We start from the raw sequence: 22,124 nt of genomic DNA, 5'->3' as shown, positions 1-22,124 counted from the left end.
CGGCSGGCACTACCGGGAAGGTGTGGTAGTGCCGGCCGCTGGCCGGCTCTCCCTGATGCTGGGACGCCGTGGTAGACGCCGACCTTGGTCGGCACTCGCACCGCTATAGCAGCGCCGAAGCAACCACCGATGCCTTTGCTCGAATACCGTCCGGCGCATCACCCTTCAGCGCTTCGATCAGGGACACGACTTCTGCTGCGCCTTTGGTTGAGGCTTCATTCTTCAGGCAGGCAATCAACCTATCTCTGTATGGATCACTATTCAGCAATCTGAAGATGAACGTCTCCAACCATTCTGGTGCCACGGTACGCATGTACGGAGCTGATAGGACAAGCGCGGAAACCATCCTGTCGCCGTCGCTGTCCTCGACAAGATGAAGAAGCCCCCACATGACTTCTTCATGCGGAGTGTCATCGGCGAACATCGAGAAGAGGACTCCCAGCTCCCGACTGGAGAACTCCAGGCCTGACAGCGCCTGAACCGTCCGGTCAAATACCGCAACATCCTCAGAAGTGAGCATTCGCGAGGCCCGTAACAGCTCCTCCAGAAGTTGGTCTTTCATCACAGCTTCGTTGGCGGAACCTGGCATTACTTGCACCGGTGCATCAGCGGAGTGATATCCGATTGTACGCACGCACCCTGGTAACGGTGGCATTGGCACCAAGAACCGCCAAGTATGACCAGCGTTACCGACCGAACTCTTTGGGGCCGTCCAACTGCTCGGCTCAGTTATCCCCGCTGCACGACGCCTGACCCAAAGGCAGCCGAGCATGGGCTCGGCTCTACATGATTGGGGCCTTCGGATCACTTCCGGACCAGCGGCTTCACATTGTTCGCATAGTGTGGAAACGCAGGCGCGGCGAACTCCCTCAGCATGTGCAGGTGCGGCGGAAGCTTGAGCCTGCGCAAGTTGCCAATTGCGACTTCGCCGCCGCAAACCAGCGCCGGCTCAAAGCCATACATCTCATCTGCCATCAAGTGCCCGCAAGTGCTCACAACCCTGTCGAAAGGCAGCTCTTCGACCCCATCCATCAGATCAAAGTCCTCAAGCTCCGCGCAAGCGAAGAATGCCTTGATGCCACCCTCCTGCCGTGCCAGAGACTTGGGTCTCAAACAGTTCTGAAGAGCAAATACTTCACTGCGGATCGGATCGATGCTCACGCCGACGCCGGATGCTTCGCCGCACAGGTAGAGCCGTCCAAACCCGCTTCTGGCAAACACATGGTAGGTATCGATCAGGGAAAATGGAGTACCAGCCAACCACGAGTGCATCAGGCCTTCGTAGTCCTCGGGATTCACCGTCCACAGCCGACCACTGCCATAGTTCGCCCATCCATCCCGACGCCAATAGCTCAAGAGCGGTTCGGGCAAGATGCCCGTCCACTTGGAGAAGCTGGTCTCTGGAACCGACGCGTGCTCACCGGCTTCGCCGAACGTCTCGATGAAAAGTGCAAAGTCCTGATCGTTGTCCATTGTCCTCTCCGTACGGGGCAATCTCGTCAACGTGGAGTGACACGACCGAACACCTGATGCGTCATGGACCACGGCAGTCCGTGGTCGGCACGGTCCACCCTACCCTGCTCACGCTTCATCATCAGGCGATTCGCAGTCTTCAACTATGGATGGTATCCACTTCGATTCGTCGTCTACCGGCTGTGGCAACCGCCCTTCAAGCCACTCAAGCACCTCATCAGGCTTGATGCCGGGTAGCGTCGATTCGATGCGCCAGCTCAGATGCCAGCATGCAGGACCATTGAGATAGGGCGGTGGCGCCGTGGGCAGGAAACGAGTGGGGAGAAGCTCCGACACAGAAAGCGTGTTGAGCACATACGCCAACTCCTGCACCGTGCTCCACGCCAGCGGGTGCTCCAAGGCAAGTGAAAAGCCAACAGACCAAGTTCCATCGTCGCAGCGCTGCCAGTGGATGGGCTCAGACATCGCAGGAACCTTCTGCAGGTATGCCACCAGTTTTTTGAATTCGCGGGGCTTGGCCATTATTTGCTTCCAGTTGCAGGCAACCACAGATTCACTCGATCCGGCGGTCACAGTGGTACGAGGCGGTGACGCGGTCAACAGACCTTCAATGGACAGGTAAATCCGGCTGGGGCCTGGCCCAGAATCGCCGCGCTTCGGCCCGACGTTGTATCTGAAGGCCCAGCGCACTAGAAGGGGCAATCGCGACAGGCCTGCCACCAGGGGCTTCCGCCTTGCTTCATTCCTGCTCCCCCTATGTTCCTGCGTGGAACAAAGAACCTGCCCGGCTTGACCCCAACTCCCGCCGTGACCAAGATGCGCCATCACCGCTGACGGACCATCGCGATGTACCGCACCTTTGCTGCTGCATTGCTCTGCACGCTGTCTGCGATCCCATCCGTTTCGGCGCTTGAAACTGCCGGCAATCTTTCCAATCAGCTCGACACCCAGTTGCAGACCAACCGCGAGCGCTACGGCATCGCCGGCCAGGCGGTACTGGTCGCGCACAATGGCCAGGTGCTCTACCAGGGCGCCAGCGGCGAGCGCGATCCGGCCACCCATGCACCGGCCACCGTGAATTCCATCTTCGCCGCGCAATCGATGGCCAAGCTGCTGACCAGCACGCTGGTGATGCAATTGGTGGATCGAGGCAAGGTGGATCTGGACGCACCGGCCAGCCGCTATGTGCCGGACCTGCCGGCCGCATGGAAGGCGATCCCGGTGCGCGATTTCCTCAACCACAGCTCGGGCATCGGCGAGTACTACGACCGTGTCGACAACCGTTGGATCAGCAAGGGCTACAGTGGCGTCGCGCCGGATCTTGCGGCAGCCCTGAAGGTCGCCGCGGCCGCGCCGATGCAGTTCGTCACCGGCAGCCGAGTGCAGTACACGCAGGCCAACTACCTGGTGCTGACCGCCTTGCTGGAAGCGCATTACGGCAAGCCCTACCCGGCCATCGCGCGCGAACGCATCCTGCAACCGCTGAAGATGACCAGCACCTCATGGGGCGTCACCAGCGTCCCAGCCACGCGCGCGGCAGTGCCTTACATCGGTAAGGACGGCCAACTGCAGCCGGCCAATGAAGACCCCTGGCCGAACTACGGTTGGGGCCACGCCGACCTGCAGACCACCGTGGGCGACATGAACCGATTCCTGCAGGCGCTGGCGACCGGCAAGCTGCTGCGCACGGCGACCCTGGAAAAACTCTGGCAGCCGCAGAAACTGGCCGGCGGTGGCAGCAATTTCTTCTCCACCGGTTGGGATACCACCCGCAGCGACGGCTACACCCAGGTCGGCCACGATGGCGGCACCCGTGTACGTGCGCGGCTGGCCTACAAGGGCACGCTGGCCAACGGCTACTGGGTGTTCGTGTACCTGACCAATGGCAGTGCGCGCAATGTGTGGTCGAGCACGCTGGTGGAAAGCACGATGGCGGTGGCCGCGCCGAAGGAATTCCCGCATGCGGTGTTGTCCGAACGCTTGATTGCCTACGCGCGGGATGATGACGCAGGCGCTGCACCAGCCCTGCGCGCATGGTTGCGCGACGGCAGCGGCATTGCGACCGATGAACTGGAGCGTGCGATCAATGCCGATGGCTATGCCATCCGCGAGAGCCTTGGTGCGCGCAGGGCGTTGAAGGTGTTCACGCTCAACACCGAGCTGTATCCGGATTCGGCCAACGCCTGGGACAGCCTGGCCGAGTGCCATGCCGCGCTGGGTGATAAGGAAGCCGCTGAGCGGCTGTATGCGAAGGCCAAGGCGCTGGCGAAGCCTTCGCCGTAAACCCTGCTGTAGAGCCGAGCCCATGCTCGGCTGCGCTTCGTGGCGATCGCAGCGAACCCGTACTGCGCGCGATAGCCGAGCGTGGGCTCGGCTCTACAGGGACACTGCGGGCAGCCATACGCTTCCGGTGGGTGACGTGCCGCGCACGACCTGTTAACTTGCGCGCCACTTTCATGGTTTACAGCATCTCCGCATGTCGCTCTCGCCGTACCGCCCCACCCCGTCCCTGCTGTTCCTGGCCGTTTCCCTCGGCCTCACCTCCACCGCCGCTGCTGCCCCGCAGGCCACCACGCTGGATGCCGTGCAGGTCACCGCTGCCGCCGATGCCAGCGCCCAGGCCCGCGAGGCGTTGAAGCGCGTGCCCGGCGCCAGCAACGTCATCGACGTGGCCAAGGCCGATAGCCGCCTGTCCAGCAGCGCCGATGTGCTGGCCTACCAGCCGGGCATCAGCGCGCAGTCGCCGGGCAACGAGGGCACCAAAGTGTCCATCCGCGGCTCGGGCATCAATCGTGGGCCGGGCGCGCATGCCTCGGGCATCGCCGTGTCGATCGACGGGCTGCCGCTGACCGGACCGGGCGGCACGCCCTACGAACTGCTGGAACCGCTGTGGTTGTCGCGCGTGGAGGTGCTGCGCGGGGCCAATGGTTTCGAACGTGGTGCGCTGGCACTCGGCGGTGCCATCGACTACGTCAGCCGCAGCGGCCGTGATTCGCCGGGCGTGCAGTTGCATTACGAAGCCGGCAGCCGTGGCTACCAGAAGCGCGGCATCAGCTGGGGCGGCGTCAGTGGCGACGTCGACTATTTCCTGGCGTACACCGACACCGAATTCGACGGTTACCAGCGCCACGCGCGCGGCGATGGCAAAGGCGCAATGGCCAACATCGGCTGGCAGATCACGCCCGACCTGCAGACGCGCTTCTTCGTGCGCTACCGCGAAACCAATCACGAAACGCCCGGTCGCTTGACCCGCGATCAGATCCGCAACGATCCACACGCCGCGAATGCCGCCAACCTGGCCATCGATGCGCGTCGCCCGCAGCCGGGCAGCACCTGGGTGGGCAATGTCACCACGCTGCAGATCGATGAGGATTCCTCGCTGCAGGCCGGGCTGGTCTATCACAAGTACCCGATGGACTTGAACGAGAGCCTGTACCGCCAGCAGCTGGACTACGCCAACCTCAACGCGACGCTGGACTACCGCCAGCGCCACCGGCTGTTCGGCCTGGACAGCGAAACCACGGTCGGCCTGCGCGTCACCCACGATCTGGATGCCGATGTGCGCGAGTCGCTGCGTTTTGCCAGCAACGGCTATGGCGCCGGTACGCGCACGCGTGACTTCCGCCACCACGGCACCGACAGCACCCTGCACGTCAGCACTACCGTCACCTTCAATGACCGCCTGCGCATGCAGACCGGGCTGGCGCTGATCAACACCCGCCGCGACGTGCAGGTGACCTGGCCGAGCAGCGGCGGCCGCCTGCGCGACCACGACTGGGACTATGCGCCACGACTGGGCTTCACCTGGCAGCACAGCGCCCAGACCCAGTGGTTCGGCAACCTAAGCCGCTCGGTGGAAGCACCGCACCCGTGGTCGATGATCTGGGGCTCGAACCAGTACTTCGGGCCGGGCAATGGCCCGTCCAGCGGCCGCCAGCGCACGCCGGTGCCGATGCAGAACCAGACCGCCACCACGCTGGAACTGGGCGCGCGCGGTGACGCGGCGCTGGGTCGCTGGGAACTGACCGGGTACTACGCACACGTAAACCACGAACTGCTGAGCGTGGAACTGCAACCGGTGCCGAACCTGTTCATCGCCGAGAACAACGCCAGCCCCACCGTGCATCGCGGCATCGAAGCGGGGCTGGACAGCACGCTGTGGCAGGCCGCCCCGGGGCGCCTGTCCTTGCGCCAGGCGTACACCTTCAGCGACTTCCGTTACCGCCACGACGCGCGCTTCGGCAGCAACCGCCTGCCGGGCCTGCCGCGCCACAGCTACCAGGCCGAGCTCCGCTTCGATCACGCGTCCGGCCTGTACGCTGCGCTCGATACCGAATACGCCTCGCGCATCGCAGTGGACTACGCCAACAGCTACTGGGCCGACAGCCATGTGATCTTCGGCAGCCGCGTCGGCTACGACGCACCCGGTGGCCGCTGGCAGGCCTGGGCGGAGATGCGCAACATCGGCAACCGCCACTACGCCGCCACGGTCACGCCGGGCTACAACGACGCCGGCAAGGATGTGGCCCGCTCAACCCCCGGTGAAGGCCGTGGCATCTATGCGGGCGTGCGCTGGCGCTTTGACTGATCACCGCAGGCGGCGCCGGCTGCGATCCGGCGCCGTCGTTCCAGGGTCAGCCGATACGCCAGGCCGGCAGGCGCTCGCTGCGCTTCCAGACGGAAGGCGCGAAACCCATCAACACCAGCGCCGCCAGCCACTTCGGTGAGGTACTGAGCAAGGTCGAGGTGAGCGAGCCATCGACGGGGGCGACCATTTCCTGCCACGGGTTGTAGCCCAGGTAGACGACGCTGCCTGCCCACCACAGCAACGCTACACTGATGCCCACCAGCAGCAGTGCCAGCATGCGGCAGGTCCAGCGTTGCGAGGTGGTACCCCACTCGCGGGATACCGCGATCAGCAGCCCCACCACCAGCAGCGATACCAGGGCCACCAGGCCGACATCGACCTTGTGCCCGATACGCTCATAGCTGCAGGCGCGGCATTGCGCCTCTTCCGCGGCAGTGGCGGCTTCGGCGCCATCGGCCTGCCCGGCTGCGGGCTGCGCCAGTGCTGCAAACGGCATCAGTACTGCCAGCAGCGTCACCATGATCCAACGAAACAACGTCCTGTTCCTGCGTGCAGCGACATCCATGCGCTCTTCCTCGTCAGTGGTTGTACGTCCAGGGCCGCAGTACGCGGCCGTTCCATACGCCGCCCAGACCTCGTTCCGAGGGGGCGGCCATCCAGCGTCCTTGTTCCCGATGCAGTACGACAAGCTCCCGGTAGACGAAATCGTCGGAACACGAATCCCAGGCGACCGCGATCATAGCCCACTGCCCATCGACGCTGAAAACGGGCCGGGTCAGATAGGCGAAGTGGTCGTATGTCCGAGTCGGCCCATGCACCGTTGCCCTGCACCCCTGCTCCCGCAGCGCTCGAAGCCCCGCGTCGTCCATCCGCTGCGCACCAGCCAATGCGCCCGCAGGCACTGGCATGGGACGGCGATTGGCGGGAACCAGGTCCGCCTGCAGCTGCAACCGCAGCGCATGGATGTCCGGCGGCCACCGGTCATCCAGCGGCAGGACCAGATCATCCACCTCCTGGCAGGCGGAGGCACTGCTGCCCGGCCAGCAATAGGGCAAGGTCTGCTCCATCACGTAGATGTCCTCACCCACCGGGTCGGTCAACTGCGGCTGCTCCTGCGGGCGCCATCGATCGACGCGCGTGGACGGCGTCTGCGGTGCGGTGGGCACCTCGCTCAGCGACGATGGCAGAACTGGCGTTGGCTGCGGCTCTGGCGGGGCTGGAAGACGGAATGGAGGGCTCTGCCGGATCACCAGCGCCATCGCCTCCGCCTGCATCTGCGCGGTTCCCAGGTTGACCGGCGGCGGACCGATTTCCTGTTGCCACCTCGGCTGCAGGCTGCAGATCCCGGCTACGAGCACCAAGGCCGACAATGCCGCCGCCAGCGATCCGATACGTCGCCAGGCGATCCGCCGTTGGCGATCACGGCCCGGCATGCATGAAGTGTCCGTCATCACGACTCCGTCAACGCGGGCCACAGACCATTCCCCAAGCGCATATAGCCAAAAGGCTGCGCTCGAACACGCTCCCATCCGCCCTTCCTGCGGTGCAGAAGGTAGAGGACGCGCATACCCATTCCTCCACTGCACAGATCCGAGGCGACCGATGCCATTGCCCATTTCCCGTCCAGGCTGAACACAGGACGCTGCAGGTAGACAACGCCCAGATCCGGATTGCCCGGTCCCTCCATGCATCCCTCGATACCGCGCGCGCGTCGTTGCTGAAGCTCGTCCCACGTCATCCGCTGCGCCCGCACGTGTGCAAGCTCAAACGCGAGGTCGGGTACCCGTACAGCCCGGCGGTTCACAACCTGCAGCGTCGCCTCCAGATGCTGCTGCAGTTGAAAGGAAGCTGCACTGTCATCATCACGCCATTCGACGACGCTGTGGCGAACCTGGCAGACCTGGGCGGGTTCTCCTTCATGGCACGAAGGCGCGGTCCATTCCATCACGGCAAATGGCACGTCGGGCTCCCGCGCGCGCGGCTCGAAGTGTGCTGGCGCAATGTCTGCCAGCGGCACCGCTGTGGTCGCGAACCCACTGTTACCGGTCAGCATCGGGGAGGAGAGTCCCTTCATTGGAATCGGTGGTACCGGCGGCTTTCCTGGCGGTGTCGGTCGCAGGTCGATGAGCTCTGCCATCACTTCAGCCTGCATCCGTGCCGTTCCCAGATTGATCGGAGGCGGGCCGACTTCCTGCTGCCACTGCGGGCGCACGCTGGTCATCAGCGCTGCGACTGCAGCCACGAACAGGACAACCGCTGTCGTCAGGATGCGCTTCCGTGCAATGCGTTGTCGCATGAAGCTCCTCGAAGAAATGAAGCAGGTTGGGATATCGGCCGGGACCGTGGCGCTACAGCGCTTGAATGACCTGCAGCAGCTGGGTCGCCTCTGGCGCCAGCGCCTGCGCAAGCCAACCCAGCACAGCAAAAAACAGCAGCAGGCCGAGCAGCGGCCAGATCGTGTGCGTCACGCATACCCGCCACCATCTCTGCTCCTGCATGCCCTGCATGCGCCGGTACAGGCCACCGGCGATGGCGGCGTCCACCAGCAGTTCGGCCATCAGCACCGGCGCCGACCACACCACCCACACGCTGGCCAGCAGGACGGTCGCCACCAGCGCGACGATGCCGAGGATTGCCAGCAACGGCAGGCCCGCTTCGTCTTCGGCCAGGCCGGTCAACGGCAGCTCACCGGCATCGCCGCCGCCGACCCGCGCCGACTCATGCCACGAAGCTGACGCGCCGCCACCTCCAGAACGGCCACCGACGCCGCTCCACGGTGATTCCATGGCACTTCCACGAGGCGATGGGCTGCCACTGCCCACATCCGGCGACAGGCCATCCAGCACGTTGTCCCAGCGCCAGCGGATCCAGACCCACATCAGCAGCAGGAATACGCCATAGGCCAGCAGCACGGCCATCGCGTAGCGAAGCACCATCGCGTCGATACCGGCCAGACGCAGCAGATGCGAGGCAAGGAAACCGGCCGCACCGCTCAGGGCCACGATCAACGCCATCTGCAGGCGCGGCCAGCCGCGTTGCTGCAGATGCTGCCGCGCGCGCACGACTTCGCTGCCGCGGTTCATCGGCAACTTCAACGGGCTGCGTGAAAAGAAACGGGTGCGTTTCATCGGCGCCACCAGGTGCCGTGGATCGTGGAGCATCGAAGCTCAAGAACCTGATGTAGCATGCGGACATCCTTGCCGGGCACGCGTGGGTAGTATTGCGCGGATTCTAACGCGGTCGGAGCCGCTGTCCAGACGACGGGCCGAGGCCATCGATCATCAGCTGCGGTCGATGATCCGCACGATGCGACCGTCCTCAAAAGCAAACTCGCTGCGTCCCTTCAGGGCCAGTTCCGAGCCCGCGCTGGGACCACCGGGAACGTCCTGCGCGAACACGCCACGCCAGCCGATGCTGGCCAGCGCCATGCCATCCTCGAAGGTCAACTCGAGCAACCGCTGCTCGCGCTCGCGGAACAACGGCGCCGATTGCCGTGCCAGTTCGCCGAAGGCATCGATGCCTTCGGTGACCATCGTCAGCTGGCTGCTGCTGTGGTTCTCGAAACGCACGTTATGCGCCAGCACCGCCAGCATGGCGTCGATGTCGAAACAGTTGTAGGCCTGCAGGTAGTGCTCGATCAGGTGGCGGCAGTGCGATTCGTCCATGGCGGCGTCCAGTCAGGGCCTGCGCCGAGTCTCCCGCGACCGTGCCGCCGGATCAAGGAGGCGCGGCGGCTTTCAGCAACTGCGCTGCCACCTGGTCGAACGGGGCGATGTCCTGCAGCGCACGGCTCATGGCCACGGAGCCTTCCACGCTGGCGATCACCAGGCTGGCCAGTCCATCCGCCGCCGCAGGTTCGTGGCCGTCGGCAATGAAGGCTACGGCCAGATGCCCCTGCCAGCGCGCGAACACCTCTGCGGCGGCCACGCGCGGTTGGCTGGGAACCGCCTCGACTGGTTCTTCGACGGCAGCGGCCAGCACCGGACAGCCCGCGCGGAACCCGGACCGCAGCAGGCGCTCGCGCCACATCGCCAGGAACTGCTGCAGGCCCTGCACGGCCCCGCCCTTCAGCAGCTCGACGAGAAGCGCCTCCACCTTGTCGCCGGCCATGTGGGTGGCGCGCGCCAGCAGTTCCTGCTTGCCGCCGGGAAAATGGTGGTAGGTCGAGCCCAGCGGCGCCTCGGCCAGCTTGGTCACCTCACGGATGCTGGTGGCATTGAGGCCCACCCGCGCCAGCATCTGTGCTGCTGCATCAATCACCCGTTGCGGGGCATCAGAGGGGCGTGGGCTCACGGCGATCGCCTTGCTAAGACAGTCGTCATAGACTAGCGTATCGGCCGTTCTATAACAGTCGTCATAGCCATGAATCTCTGGTTCCGCCTGCTCCACCTGCTGCTGTGCAGCCTGTTCCGGCCAAAGCTCGAGGCGCCGTTCGGCGTGTCTCGCCTGCAGTTCCGGGTGCTGCCCAACGACCTGGACAGCAACCTGCACATGACCAACGGTCGCTACTGGAACATCTTCGACCTGGGCCGGCTGGACCTGATCCTGCGCATGGGCCTGGGCCGCGTGGCGCTGCGCGAGAAGTGGGCACCGATCGTCGGTGCCGGCACCATCCAGTTCCGCCGCGAGCTCAAACCGTTCCAGCGTTTCACCCTGGAGACGCGGCTGGTTGGCTGGGTCGGTTCGCGCGGCATCATGGAACAGCGCGTGCTGATCGGTGCCGAACAGAAGATTGCCACGCGCGCGCTGCTGGTCACCGGCATCTACGACCGCCGCGCGCGCCAGTTCCTCGGCATGCCGGAGATGATGGAAGCGATCGGCGTGGTCGCCCCGCCGTCGCCGCCGCTCAGTGCGGCCGCCGAAGCGCTGCTGGCCGCCGATGCGGCGTTGAAGCTGGACGATGCCTGAGGCACGTCACCCTACCTTCGGCATGTTCTTGGTCACGCAATGGATGCCGCCTCCGCCACCGGCAATCGCATCGATGTCCACTTGTTCGATCACCCGGCCCGGATACATGTCTTCCAGCAGTTCACGGCAGTAGCCATCGGCTGCGTCGTCTCCGAACTGCGGCGCGACCACCGCGCCGTTGATCGGCAGGTAGTTGATGTAGCCCATCGCCAGATCGTCATTGTCGCGGGTATGCACGTTGTCGCGCCCGTCCTGCGGCGGCGGCAGCGTATGCACCTGCAGGCGGCGGCCATCGGCATCGGTGGCCCCGCGCAGAATGTGCAGGTGCTCGCGGGTCAGGTCGTAGTCGTAGGACTCCGGATCATTGTCCAGGTTGGCGATCACCACGCCCGGCCGCACGAAACGCGCATAGAAATCCACGTGCGCATCGGTGATGTCCCTGCCGGCGATACCGGGCAGCCAGATCACCTTGCGCAGGCCAAGGTGGTGCTTCAGCTCGGCTTCCATATCCGCGCGCGACCAGTCCGGATTGCGGTTGCGGTTCACCCAGCAGCTTTCGGTAAGGATGGCCGTGCCGTGGCCATCGACTTCGATACCACCGCCCTCGCCCACCAGATCGCTTTCCAGCAGCGTGGCACCGGTCACCTGCGCCAGCCACGGCGCCACCGCGCCATCGTTGCGGGCGCTCTGCTTGCCACCCCAGCCATTGAAGTTGAAATCGACCAGCCCCAGCCCACCCTGGCCATCGGTGACGAAGCAGCCGCCGTAGTCGCGCACCCAGATGTCATCCAGCGGCACCTCGAGGAACTCGATGTTGTCGCGGCCGCAGCGATCCTGCGCCAGCTTCCGCTGCGCCGGGCGGCACAGCACGCTGACCGGCTGGTGGCGGGCGATGGTGCGGGCCAGGCGGGCCACGGCGGTGTTCACCGCATCGGCCTGCGCGCCCCACACCCGCGGTTGCGCGGCGAAGGCCAGGAAGACGCGCTCCTGCGGACCGTGCTCGTCGGGCATCCGCCAGATGCCCGCAGCTGGCCCTGCCGCGGACGCGCGGTCCGGCAGCCCGGCCAGGCCGAGCGCGGCCAGCCCGCCAAGGCCGGCGGCTCCCGCCAGTTGGGTGAGGAAGTGACGACGGTTGCTCATGACGGGCTCCAGGGCCGGCGTGGAATGGGCGCTATGCTGCGCTTGCCGACACATAAGAACAAACGATAGATTCAGCCATCAATTGAACAGTTTTACTTATCTGAAATGCTCAAGCACTGGCCACCGCTGAACGCGCTGCGCGGTTTCGAGGCCGCCGCCCGCCTGGGTAGCTTCCACAGGGCGGCGGAGGAGCTGCACCTGACCCAGTCGGCCATCAGCCAGCAGATCAGGGGCCTGGAAGCCTCGCTGCAGCAGCCGTTGTTCTTCCGGCAGGGCCGCAGCGTCACCCTCACCGACGCCGGCATCGACCTGCTGGAAACCACGCAGGCGCTGCTGCGGCAGCTGGCCAGTGGTATCCGCCGGCTCGATCAGTACCGCAAGCCGAATCAACTGATCGTCAACACCTGCCCGGCCTTCGCCCGCCATTGGCTGGTGCCGCGCCTGGCCGGGTTCCACCGCCTGCACCCCGACGCCGACCTGTGGCTGCTGACCAGCGAGGAAGCGCCGGACATGACCACGCAGACGCTGGACGTGGCGGTACGTGATGGCCTCGACTCACAGGCGCAGTGCCAGCATCGCGTGCTGCTGCAGGATCGTCTCTATCCAGCCTGCCATCCGGCCCTGCTCGCCACACCGGCGCACGAACGCCTCACCCTGCATGGCGAGCGCGAGATGGACTGGAGCCAATGGCAGGTACAGGGTGGCGCCGACGTCGGCCAGCGCCGCGAGGGAATGAATTTCTCTGAGCCCGGGCAGTTGCTGGATGCCGCGTGCCAGGGTCTCGGCATCGCGCTGGTCAGCGAACTGCTTGCCGCTCGTGCTTGCGATCAGGGCCTGCTGCAGCCGCTGGATGAGGCACGCGTGCGCGGCCCGCGCTGGAGCTGGCTGGTGCATGAGGAGAGTGCAACCGATCCGCTGGTGATCAGTTTCTGTGAGTGGTTGCTGGCGAGCCTGCCCACTGCGGCTACTGCTGCTCCAGCGCGCGCGTGACCGCCGCCTGGGCCAACGGCGCCATCACCGCATAGCCCTTCGTGGTGGGATGCACGCCGTCTTCGGCCAGCTGCGGATCCAGGCCGCCGGCGGCATTGGCCATCGGCGTGTAGTAGTCCAGATAGACCAGCTGCTGCGCCTCGGCGTAGCGCTTCAAGGCCGTATTCAATGCGCGAACCTTCGGCGCCGGCTTGATGCCCGGCATCCACGGGTACTCGCTCACCGGCAGCACGGAGGCCAGCACCACGGCGACGCCATGTGCACGGGCCAGCTCCACCATCGCGTGCAGGTTGTCTTCGATCATCCCCTGCGTGGAGGGGCCGGTATTGCCGGCGATGTCGTTGGTGCCGGCCAGGATCACCACCACCTGCGGCTTGAGCGCCAGCACGTCCTGGGAAAACCGCACCAGCATCTGTGCCGTGGTCTGGCCGCTGATGCCACGATTGAGCCAACCCTTGCCGGGGAAGAATCCAGCGCTGCCTTCCTTGCCCCAGCCCTCGGTGATGGAATCGCCGAAGAACACTACGCGTGGCTGCCCGGGTACTGCGGCAGGCAACCGTGCGTTGGTATCGCGATAGCGCTGCAGCTGCCCGAAATTCGCAACGGTTCGCTGCAGGTACTGCAGTTCATCCTGGCTGAGTTGCTCGACGGGCGTGGCCAGCAGTCCCGATACCGCTGGAACCTCTCCCGCCTCCACGCTGGTGCAGACAGCAAGCAAGCCAAACAGAAGGCTACAACGCGCTACACCTCGCATGGCTTTCTCCTTCAAAGTAGTGGCGGTCTGATCGGCAGCGGAACACGTCCGAGGCCCGCGCGCCCTGTATCCCGGCCGGACAGACCGACCCGGTGGGGAAACGCATTTTCGGTATCCGTCTTCAATCCACCCCGGACGATGATCAGGTCAAATGTCTCGGGGCCGGAGGCGAACTGCAGCGTACCGCCTCGCTGTCCTGGGGTGGTGCCATTGACACTGAAATCCGTCGCCGGCCCAGACCTGAGAATCAAGCGGGGCCGGTTGCCGGCGGCATGGCGTCTCAGTACGCGGCGGAGCAGGATCACCAGGAACCTGTTCAGCGCGTATGCCTTGCTGAAGTGCCCAGAATGGGTGACCAGCATCACCTCGTCAACATCCTTGCGCAGCATCTTCAGTACGGCCTTGCTCAAAGCCGGGCCGACCTTCTTTGAATTCAGAAGTTTCCTGGCGACAAGGGCAAAGCGCATGTCCAGACGTTTGTAGATCGTCGGCGAGGAACTCCAGGTGGCTGCCGTCGTCGCGTGCATGTCCGCCGTTGCCAGCTCGCGCAGCGCCTGGCTGATCTCGACAGACCCGCTCACTCTCGAGTTCGCAATGATTCTGTTCCACGCATCAAGCGGATGAGCAACCTCCAACAGGCAGCGTAGTGCATCCTGCAGAGCGCCGTCGCCGGAACCCAGTATGGCCACCCGTGGACGCCAATGCTTGCTTCCCGCAGGAGGCGTGAACCCCAGGCGAGGCTTCATGACCTCGTCGCAGTCCCAGAATCCCGTGTTCGAATAGGCCGGTGGGCACTCCAGGCCCTCGGCATACTGGTTCTTCTCTTTCGCGTAGCCCATGGCGTAGATCACGAAGCGGAAGTGGTGCGTCTCGGTGTTCGATGCGGCGGTGATATGCAGGGCAGGCAATGGGCGCGCTTTCAGTGGAATCGCATGAATGCTCGCCGGCCCGATTGTCATCTGCTTCAACCGTTCCTTGGACCGCTGCTCAAGCGTTGCTCCCCTGATGAAACAGGAATCACTCCGGATGTGAGATTGCGAACCCCAGTTCGCTGCATGCTGGATCCAGCCAGCCACCTCGGTTGCGTAGGCTGTATCGATCGCGCTGCCTACCGCTGCCGCCGGCAGGGGCTTATTCATATGAATCTGCATCCCCACGGCCGCAGCGCCAAACGCGGCCGACCGCAGTGGGTAACGGTGGTCGGCGTGATTGCTGTGCGGCCATTCGTACATGGCCGCACTGACATATCTGGCAGCGGGTGAACGCAGTACTCCACCCACGCCAGCCTGTGAATCGGTGTCCATGAGAACGAAGCGCAACCTGAGCCGGTCGGCCTCAAGCGCCGCGGCCAGGCCCGCTGCCCCGGCACCGCAGATGAGCAGGTCGAAGGACGGGCCGGGATCTGTCTTCACTGCATCGGCGCCGACTGCCCCCAGCGCGTGAAGTTGCTGGATCAGCATCTGTGCCCGCACGATCTGGTCGCGGATGCTGATGTTGGAGAACCGATAGCTCAGATCGAACTGTCGCGGCGCGATCTTCAGCGCAAGCAGGGTCAGCACGTCCAGTGCGTCGTCAGGTGCGGAAACTGGCATGACGGCGCTCATCACAGGTTCTCCAGGATATCGGCCAGCAACTGCGGATCGGCTGAAAACAGAACCGGGTGACCAAGCACTTCCATCACGCCGCCACGCCCCGCCCCCGGGCCATCGCGATCATCCGGGCCTCGTGGTCCTTCACCGTCTCCTCCGTCTCCTCCGTCTCCTCCGTCTCCGGAACCACCGTGGCGACCGCGACCGTCATTGGCCACAGCACGCGGTGGCTCGTAGCGATGCCGCGGCCATGCGTCATCCTCATCGTAGGAGATGTCGCCCCAGTAGGCGTCCCGCGCCTCGACGCCGTCAAGCGGAGGAACACGTCCTTCTGGGTCCACGATTGAATCCATAACATCGTTCATCCACGCGCCGAGAGGCCGCCGGTGCGGTTCGCGATCAAATTCACGATAGGGATCTTTGTCGCCAAACAACTCAATTAGGCCACGGACAAGTACGTCACGCCGGCCGCTGAAAAGCTCGGTTACGCCGTCTGAACCCACATGGACCAGGACCAGCCGCGTGTCATCCGGCACAAGACCAGACATCTGTTCACGGCGTATCGACCCGAGCGTTTGTAGCAGGAATTCATCTTCATCATCCAGCACCACGCGGACACTGCAGCGCACGGGGCCGTCGCGCCATACATGCGGGTTTCTCACATAGCCGCCCTGATCCACGCCGTACAACCGCGACAGGAAAATCCGTGCAAGCGCACGGAACTGGGCAGGGGAGAATCGCCCCTTCACTGGATCTGAAGGGTGCCGCCGATAGGGAAATCCGCGCCTCCGCGGGCCCAACAGGCGAAGCAGGTCCTCCACGAATGGATTTTCGTTTGGATCAAATCTGTGCACGCCGGTGCTCCTTCCGCGTTGCTGCGATCATGGTTTCGTTCGTGTCGAACAGTTCAGCGTGCAGCCGTGCGCGCCGCCACGCCGGTCACCTTCGCCGGCATCCACATGCCCGGCGTCCAGCCGCTGGCCGCCAGGATGGTCTTCGGATTGTCCTGCTGGATCAGCGCACGCACCGCGTCACGCTTGTCCTTGGCCTGCAGGTAGTAGGCCTTGGCGATGCGGTAGCCCACCCAGTACCCCAGGTCGTAGGGCTCCTGCGAGCCCGGCTTGTAGTTGTACAGCCACGGCGACAGATCGGTACTGTCCAGATCCAGCGCGAACGCGCTTTCGATATGCACTTCCCGGCTACGTGTCCATGCCGCGTGGCGTCCATTGCCAACGTTGCCGGAAATCAGTTCGGTGATGAATTCGGCGATGCCTTCGCCCAGCGACACGCGCAGCACTGTCGCGCGCGGGTCACCCGGCTCGAAGTCGGTCAGGCCGGTCTGCTGGATGTGCACGTATTCGTGTGCGATCACATGCACGAAGCGATCCTGCACATTGGCATTCATGAAGTCGGCCGCGCACAACGCTTCCAGCCCGATGATCACTCCGCTCTTCGAGGTCAGCCCCACGGGACGGCCGCGGCCCACCGCGATGGTCACCGGCGGGAACCGGGTCTGCGGGTAGATCGCCTGCAGGTTGGCGAACACCTGTACCAGGCGCTGCTTCACCGCCGGCAGCTCGGCCAGGCAGCTTCGCCCCTGCGCGTACAGCTCGGGCTGGCTGGCGATGGACTCGGCAATGCGCTCTGCGGTAACCCGGCGCGCCTTGGCCAGCTCCGCCAGACCAGCCGAGCCTTCGGCCATGTAGCCACGCAACTGCGCAACACTGGGTTTACCGCCGGCGCTGTCGTAAAGCGCATAGAAGCGGCTGACATCTTCGGTGAGGATCTGCGGACCTGCCGGTACCGCTGCGGTGGCCACGCCTACCGCCCCGGCACAGGCCAGGGCCAACAGGCCGCGCAGGATCATGTACATCGCTCCGTCCTTGGTGGTGTGCATGCGAAGCGCGCAATCTATCACTCCGCCCGGCCCACTGCAGCAGGCGGATGCGGGCGCCCCGGCGCTGTGCCAGACTCGCTTCGGCACCTGCCATGGAAGATGGAGCACCGCACGATGATGATCGTTCCCGCGTACTGGGCCGAAGCCCGCCTGCAGGCCCGTTTCCGGGGCCGGCCGGTGGTCGTGCGCCGCTTCGGCTGGTCAGACGAGGGCCCTGCCGAGGCCCAGGGTCACGCCGACCGGCGTGCCAACGAAGCACTCAATGCCATCCTTGCCGGGCAGGCGCTGCCGCGACGCGAAGTGCGCAGCAATTACGGCGTGGAAGGTGTACCGATCCGCGAGCAGATCGTGCAGCGCGACGGCGACGTCATCATCACCCGCAACAGCTACGGTGCGTTGTGCCTGAACACACCGGACGTGCTGTTCGCCGACATCGACCATGCGCAGCCGCCGGCAGGTTGCGTGATGCCTGCAATCATCGCGGCAGTGCTGCTGTTCGCCGGCGCCATCATCGGCACCCTGCTCTGGCACTGGCTGGTGGGACTGGTACTGGGGGTGGCGGCGGTGCTGCTGGTCAACACCGCGATGCTGATGCAGCGCAAGCGGCGCCTGGCCGCGGCCGGTGGCGCCGAAGGTGTAGCCCTGCAGCGGGTCGCAGCTTTCAGCGAACAGCATCCGGACTGGCATCTGCGCGCCTACCGCACGCCGGCCGGACTGCGCGTGCTGGCCATGCATGCCACGTTCCCGCCCGAAGACGAGCAGCTGCAGGCGTTCTTCAAGGCACTGGGCACCGACACCCTGTACGCGCGCATGTGCCGGTTGCAGCACTGCTTCCGTGCGCGGCTGACACCGAAGCCGTGGCGCGTCGGCCTGAGGTACCGCATCCGCCCACCGGTGGCGGCGTGGTCAGCCGAACAGGCCAACAACCCGGACCGCCTGGCCTGGATTGCCGAATACGAAAAGAAGAGTGCCGGCTTCGCCGCCTGCGCCTATCTGCGCAGTTTCGGTGATACCACGCGCATCCATGCCAAGGCCGAGCACGTGCGTGAACTGCACGACCGGTTGGCGCACGCGCAGGGCCGCCTGCCGCTGGCGTGAGGGTGGCAGGCCTTCAGTCAGCGCCCTGCACGAACGGCTGCCCTGCCAGGGTAGTGCCCAGCCGCACGGCAACCTGCTGTTCGCCCTTCTCGAAGGTCGTCGCGCACTGCTTCCCGCCCTTCTGGCACCCCACTTCCGGAAAGCCCTCCAGTGATTCCGGCGCGCCCTCCACCGGCTTCACCTGCCAACCGGCCGCGTCCAGCAGGCGCTTGGCCTTGGCGTAGGGCATGCCGGCGATGATCCCCAGCTGCGCCAGTTCGGCGGGCAGCGGCTGGGCACCCGCAGTTGAGACCAGGAACAACGACAACGTTGCAGCAAGAAGGATGGCTTTCATTGCACCGACCCGGGACGGACTTACAGGTTCAGCCTAGACCATTTGCATGGCATGCGAATGTGCCGGTAACACGTCGTTACCGAGTCTCCACAGTTGATTGCAGAGCACCTGCAGCTGTTTGCAGGCGAACGGGCAGCCGAGCGTGGGCCCGGCGCTGCAGCAGGACGCAGGAAGGCCACCCGGAGGTGGCCTTCCTGTTGCCTCACTTGGCGTTCTTCACATAGGTGTCGAACCAGTTCAGCATTTCCGATACCAGCTGCTCGTTCGACTCCAGCGCGGTGTACCAGTGCGGCTCGTTCGGCAGCATCACCAGGCGGGTGGTACCGCCGTTGCCGCGGATCGCCTGGTACAGCTTGCGCGACTGGAACGGCTCGGTGCCCGGGTTGGCGTCGTCCTCACCGTGGACCAGCAGCAGGGGCAGCTTGATCTTGTCGGCGTAGAAGAACGGCGACGCCTTCAGGTACACGTCCTGCGCCTGCCACACCGAGCGGCGTTCGTTCTGGAAGCCGAACGGGGTGAAGGTCTTGTTGTACGAACCGCTGGTCGCCACGCCGGCCTTGAACAGGTTGGTATGGGCGATCAGGTTGGCGGTCATCAGGCCGCCGTGGCTGTGACCGGTCACGCCGATGCGGTTGCGGTCGACCACGCCCATGTCCACGGCCTTGTCCACTGCGGCCTTGGCATCGGCTTCCAGCTGCTCCAGGTAGGTGTCGTAGGCGTTCTTCGGGTCGCCCACGATCGGGAACGAGGCGTTGTCGATGATCGCGTAGCCGGCCAGCAGCATCAGGCGGTACGGTTGCAGGCGGGTGAAGGTCTGCTGCGAACCGGACACCTGGCCCGCCTGTGCGGCGTTGGCGAAGTCGGCCGGGTACGCATACAGGATTGCCGGCACACGCTGGCCTTCCTTGTAGCCCGGCGGCGTGTACAGGGTGAACGACAGGTCCACGCCGTCGGCGCGCTTGTAGGTCACCAGCTGCTTCTTGATCTGGCGCACTTCCGGGGTCGGATCGACCAGCCTGGTCAACGCAGTCGTGGTGGACGCGAACTGCGCCTCGCCGGTCTTGGCGTCGGCCACCGCCTCACCCTGCTGGCGGATGAAGGCATTCGGCGGATCGATCACCGACTGGTGCCAGGTCAGGTAGCGGCCGGGCGTGTTGCTGAAGCCGAGGAACTGCTCGTAGGCATCGGCGCTGCTGCGGAACAGGCGCTCGCTCTTCAGCGTGCCCAGGTCCAGGCGGTCCAGGAACGGGCGATCGCCCTGCGGCGAGGCGCCACGGCCGCTGAGGAACACATGGTTGCCATCGCGACGCACCACCTGCGCACCGTTCGGCAGGCGGGTGAACACCAGGTTGCCGGGATTGCCGTACAGCTCGTCGCTGGACATGTCCCACAGCAGGCGGCCTTCCTTCTTCGGCTGGTCGACATCGACCACGCGGGTCTGCATCCAGTGGCGGTTCTCGTCGTTCTCGAACTGGAACGCCACGGCCGGATCGGCGGTCCACGCGAAGCCTTCAAAACGCTGCGCGGTACGGGTGACTTCGGTCGGCTTGCCGTTGAACGGCGCCTTCAGCATCAGCACGCGGTCGCGGTGCGGCACGTTGACCTTCCAGTCGCCCTTGTCCAGTGCCTCGGCATAGACCAGGGTGGCCGGATCGGTGGCACGCCAGTCGAAACCACGCGGGCCTTCCGGCACGCCATGTACCGGCACGCGGTCGGCCAGCGGCAGGCTGGCGATCGGCGTGGACTTGCCGCTGGCGATATCCAGCACGGCCACGTCGTTGGCGAAGCGCTGGTAGGTCACCGCATGCGAATACGGTGCCTTGATGGACTCGGTCAGCACATGCACGCCATCGGGCGCGGCGCTGACGTCGTTGAACAGCGCCGGCTGCCCGACCGGGCGCACGCTGCCGACGGCGGTGTCGACCACGGCCAGCTGTGAGGCACCGTAGTAGGCGAACAGCTTCTCGTCATGCACGCTGGTCAGCGTGTCGCGAGCTTCATAGGTGCTGCTCTCGCCGCTGCTGCCCAGCGACTCCTGCGCGTCCGGGCCGGTCGGCACGCCGCCATTGGACGGCGCCGGGCCCTGGTTGGCCGGCACCAGCTTCACCAGCAGGTTCTGGCTGCCGCCCAGCCACTGCACGGTGTTGCCGAAGATCGGGTTCAGCTGCACGTTCGGGATCTGCTTCACCTGCCCGGTGGCGGCGTCGCCCACCCACAGCTGCACGCTGGTATCGACTGCGTTCTGGAAGGCGAAATGGCTGCCATCGGCCGACCACAGCGCGCCGGTCGCGCAGCCCTGCGGCAGGTTGACCTTGGTTTCCTTGGCGCTGGCGATATCGACCAGGGTGAAGTCGGCCACGCAGGCCGGAATGCCGTAGCCACCGGGGGTGTCATGGCGGCTGCGGTTCTTCGGCTCCAGGCGCACGCCGGCCAGCTTCAGGTACGGCTGGGCGACACGGCTGATCGACGGATAGGTCTGCGCGGTGGTCAGCAGCAGGCGCTGCCCGCCCGGGGCCACGTTCGGCGCCGGCGGCGGTGGCGCCTTCAGCACCTTGAGCAGGTGTTCCGGCGGCTTGGCGTAATCGGCAAGGGCCGGGCCAGCGGCCAAAAGGCCGACGGTGGCAACGGCAACGGCCGCCGCCAGAGAGGTTCGACGGATGAGCATCCTTATCCCCTGGGGTGTGATTGGGCGCCCGAGGACGGGCAAGGCCCGAATCTAGCACCGCAGGGGTTGTCGTGAATGGGCCGGAAGGGCTAGTGGCCGGATGGGGCAAAGTGAGCCTCGCCAAGAGCTGCCATTGCCAGGGCATCATCTGCCAGGCATGGCCTGGCACTACTGTTGGGCGTGCAGGTCCCAGGTGGCCAGATAGTCCGGGTCGATCACGATCATGCCGCTGTTGCGCATGCGGTACTCGCCGGGCTCGGCCGGCTGGTACTGGTCGAGCATCGGCGGCAGGTAGCGCTCATGGCCATCGTTCTCATCAGCCAGGACCACGCCTTCGTCGGCGCTGATGCGCAGCACGGTGCCGGCATATTGCTCAAGGCCCTGCACCTGACCGTCCCCCCCATAGCGGGTAACCCCGACCAGCACCAGCTTGCCGATCATTTCCTCGACCTTGGCATCATCCAGCGGTGGCAGCATGGGATTGAATTCGTCGCTCATCGGTGCACCTCCAAAGCCTGCAGGAACATCATGGAAAAGGCACATTGAAAGCGGGCGTCCAGCGGAATCGCGGAGCCGGCAGAGAACTGCCGAGGTCCGGATACACGATGGACACGTCTGGACAAGTGGCGCGTACGGCGGCCTCCTTGCCGGTGGAAGGCCCTATCGGGCCTGGGTCAACACCACCCGT

Annotated in this window: 22 protein-coding genes; 5 read left to right on the top strand and 17 right to left on the bottom strand. The window is 65.2% G+C overall.

The window, feature by feature from the left end; genetic code table 11:
* Positions 1-103 precede the first annotated feature (103 nt).
* The 3 genes from D7T59_RS18930 to D7T59_RS18920 form a co-directional block, all read right to left on the bottom strand.
* Positions 104-562 carry an Imm30 family immunity protein gene (locus D7T59_RS18930; protein WP_180853264.1) on the bottom strand — a complete coding sequence of 153 codons (459 nt, stop codon included), beginning with the start codon at positions 560-562 and terminating at the stop codon, positions 104-106.
* Positions 563-804: 242 nt separating this feature from the next.
* Complete coding sequence (locus D7T59_RS18925; RefSeq protein WP_180853263.1) at positions 805-1,473, bottom strand: GAD-like domain-containing protein; 669 nt, start codon at positions 1,471-1,473, stop codon at positions 805-807.
* A gap of 108 nt (positions 1,474-1,581) precedes the next feature.
* Positions 1,582-1,995, bottom strand: a complete 414-nt coding sequence (locus D7T59_RS18920; RefSeq protein WP_180853261.1) for a hypothetical protein — start codon at positions 1,993-1,995, stop codon at positions 1,582-1,584.
* Positions 1,996-2,319: 324 nt separating this feature from the next.
* Here D7T59_RS18920 and D7T59_RS18915 point away from each other — a divergent pair, with 324 nt between their 5' ends.
* Positions 2,320-3,756, top strand: a complete 1,437-nt coding sequence (locus tag D7T59_RS18915; protein WP_180853259.1) for a serine hydrolase domain-containing protein — start codon at positions 2,320-2,322, stop codon at positions 3,754-3,756.
* A 193-nt stretch (positions 3,757-3,949) separates the two neighbouring features.
* Positions 3,950-6,061, top strand: a complete 2,112-nt coding sequence (locus D7T59_RS18910; RefSeq protein ID WP_180853256.1) for a TonB-dependent receptor family protein — start codon at positions 3,950-3,952, stop codon at positions 6,059-6,061.
* A gap of 46 nt (positions 6,062-6,107) precedes the next feature.
* Here D7T59_RS18910 and D7T59_RS18905 read toward each other — a convergent pair whose 3' ends face one another.
* The 6 genes from D7T59_RS18905 to D7T59_RS18880 form a co-directional block, all read right to left on the bottom strand.
* A complete protein-coding gene (locus tag D7T59_RS18905; RefSeq protein ID WP_164135848.1) occupies positions 6,108-6,626 on the bottom strand; it encodes a hypothetical protein in 519 nt (172 codons plus the stop codon).
* A 13-nt stretch (positions 6,627-6,639) separates the two neighbouring features.
* Complete coding sequence (locus tag D7T59_RS18900; protein ID WP_180853255.1) at positions 6,640-7,512, bottom strand: hypothetical protein; 873 nt, start codon at positions 7,510-7,512, stop codon at positions 6,640-6,642.
* A complete protein-coding gene (locus tag D7T59_RS18895) occupies positions 7,512-8,357 on the bottom strand; it encodes an energy transducer TonB (RefSeq protein WP_180853253.1) in 846 nt (281 codons plus the stop codon). The genes D7T59_RS18900 and D7T59_RS18895 overlap by 1 nt, the downstream gene beginning before the upstream one ends.
* 52 nt (positions 8,358-8,409) lie before the next feature.
* The gene (locus tag D7T59_RS18890; RefSeq protein WP_180853251.1) at positions 8,410-9,189 is read right to left on the bottom strand and encodes a hypothetical protein; all 780 of its coding nucleotides are present in this window, start codon (positions 9,187-9,189) and stop codon (positions 8,410-8,412) included.
* A 153-nt stretch (positions 9,190-9,342) separates the two neighbouring features.
* The gene (locus tag D7T59_RS18885; protein ID WP_180853250.1) at positions 9,343-9,726 is read right to left on the bottom strand and encodes a nuclear transport factor 2 family protein; all 384 of its coding nucleotides are present in this window, start codon (positions 9,724-9,726) and stop codon (positions 9,343-9,345) included.
* A 52-nt stretch (positions 9,727-9,778) separates the two neighbouring features.
* Positions 9,779-10,354, bottom strand: a complete 576-nt coding sequence (locus D7T59_RS18880) for an LmrA/YxaF family transcription factor (RefSeq protein WP_180853248.1) — start codon at positions 10,352-10,354, stop codon at positions 9,779-9,781.
* Between the two features lie 69 nt (positions 10,355-10,423).
* Between D7T59_RS18880 and D7T59_RS18875 the strand changes: the two genes are divergently transcribed.
* Entirely contained in the window at positions 10,424-10,969 is a 546-nt protein-coding gene (locus D7T59_RS18875) for a thioesterase family protein (protein WP_164135853.1), read from the top strand.
* Between the two features lie 6 nt (positions 10,970-10,975).
* On the opposite strand, the gene D7T59_RS18870 is transcribed toward D7T59_RS18875, so the two are convergent.
* Positions 10,976-12,109, bottom strand: a complete 1,134-nt coding sequence (locus D7T59_RS18870) for an agmatine deiminase family protein (RefSeq protein WP_180853246.1) — start codon at positions 12,107-12,109, stop codon at positions 10,976-10,978.
* Between the two features lie 105 nt (positions 12,110-12,214).
* Between D7T59_RS18870 and D7T59_RS18865 the strand changes: the two genes are divergently transcribed.
* Positions 12,215-13,099: a LysR family transcriptional regulator gene (locus D7T59_RS18865; RefSeq protein ID WP_180853244.1), complete on the top strand. Its 885-nt coding sequence runs from the start codon at positions 12,215-12,217 to the stop codon at positions 13,097-13,099.
* Here the strand turns inward: D7T59_RS18865 and D7T59_RS18860 are convergent.
* From D7T59_RS18860 to D7T59_RS18845, 4 genes are read right to left on the bottom strand one after another with little or no spacing between them, the layout of a single operon-like run.
* Complete coding sequence (locus D7T59_RS18860) at positions 13,074-13,853, bottom strand: SGNH/GDSL hydrolase family protein (RefSeq protein ID WP_180853242.1); 780 nt, start codon at positions 13,851-13,853, stop codon at positions 13,074-13,076. The two genes, D7T59_RS18865 and D7T59_RS18860, sit on opposite strands and share 26 nt — an antisense overlap.
* A gap of 11 nt (positions 13,854-13,864) precedes the next feature.
* A complete protein-coding gene (locus tag D7T59_RS18855) occupies positions 13,865-15,457 on the bottom strand; it encodes a hypothetical protein (protein WP_180853240.1) in 1,593 nt (530 codons plus the stop codon).
* On the bottom strand, positions 15,457-16,296 hold the full coding sequence (locus tag D7T59_RS18850; RefSeq protein WP_180853239.1) for a hypothetical protein: 840 nt from the start codon (positions 16,294-16,296) through the stop codon (positions 15,457-15,459). Before D7T59_RS18850 ends, D7T59_RS18855 begins: the two co-directional genes overlap by 1 nt.
* Positions 16,297-16,349: 53 nt before the next feature.
* Positions 16,350-17,315, bottom strand: coding sequence for a DUF2268 domain-containing putative Zn-dependent protease (locus D7T59_RS18845; protein WP_180853268.1), 966 nt, complete (start codon positions 17,313-17,315; stop codon positions 16,350-16,352).
* 138 nt (positions 17,316-17,453) lie between these two features.
* Between D7T59_RS18845 and D7T59_RS18840 the strand changes: the two genes are divergently transcribed.
* Positions 17,454-18,437, top strand: coding sequence for a hypothetical protein (locus D7T59_RS18840; RefSeq protein WP_180853238.1), 984 nt, complete (start codon positions 17,454-17,456; stop codon positions 18,435-18,437).
* 13 nt (positions 18,438-18,450) lie between these two features.
* Here the strand turns inward: D7T59_RS18840 and D7T59_RS18835 are convergent, their stop codons facing one another.
* The 3 genes from D7T59_RS18835 to D7T59_RS18825 all read right to left on the bottom strand — a co-directional run bounded on the left by D7T59_RS18835 (position 18,451) and on the right by D7T59_RS18825 (position 21,934).
* Complete coding sequence (locus tag D7T59_RS18835; protein ID WP_099552353.1) at positions 18,451-18,771, bottom strand: hypothetical protein; 321 nt, start codon at positions 18,769-18,771, stop codon at positions 18,451-18,453.
* Positions 18,772-18,973: 202 nt separating this feature from the next.
* Positions 18,974-21,436 (bottom strand): S9 family peptidase, encoded by a 2,463-nt coding sequence (locus D7T59_RS18830; protein ID WP_180853237.1) that lies wholly within the window; start codon positions 21,434-21,436, stop codon positions 18,974-18,976.
* A 168-nt stretch (positions 21,437-21,604) separates the two neighbouring features.
* Positions 21,605-21,934 carry a hypothetical protein gene (locus tag D7T59_RS18825; RefSeq protein ID WP_142806309.1) on the bottom strand — a complete coding sequence of 110 codons (330 nt, stop codon included), beginning with the start codon at positions 21,932-21,934 and terminating at the stop codon, positions 21,605-21,607.
* Positions 21,935-22,124: the final 190 nt, after the last annotated feature.

The sequence above is a fragment of the Stenotrophomonas maltophilia genome (genome assembly GCF_013464915.1).
Lineage (GTDB): Bacteria > Pseudomonadota > Gammaproteobacteria > Xanthomonadales > Xanthomonadaceae > Stenotrophomonas > Stenotrophomonas maltophilia_AT.
Note: the sequence above shows the minus strand (reverse complement) of the source record. Positions and strands in the feature narration are given on the sequence as shown.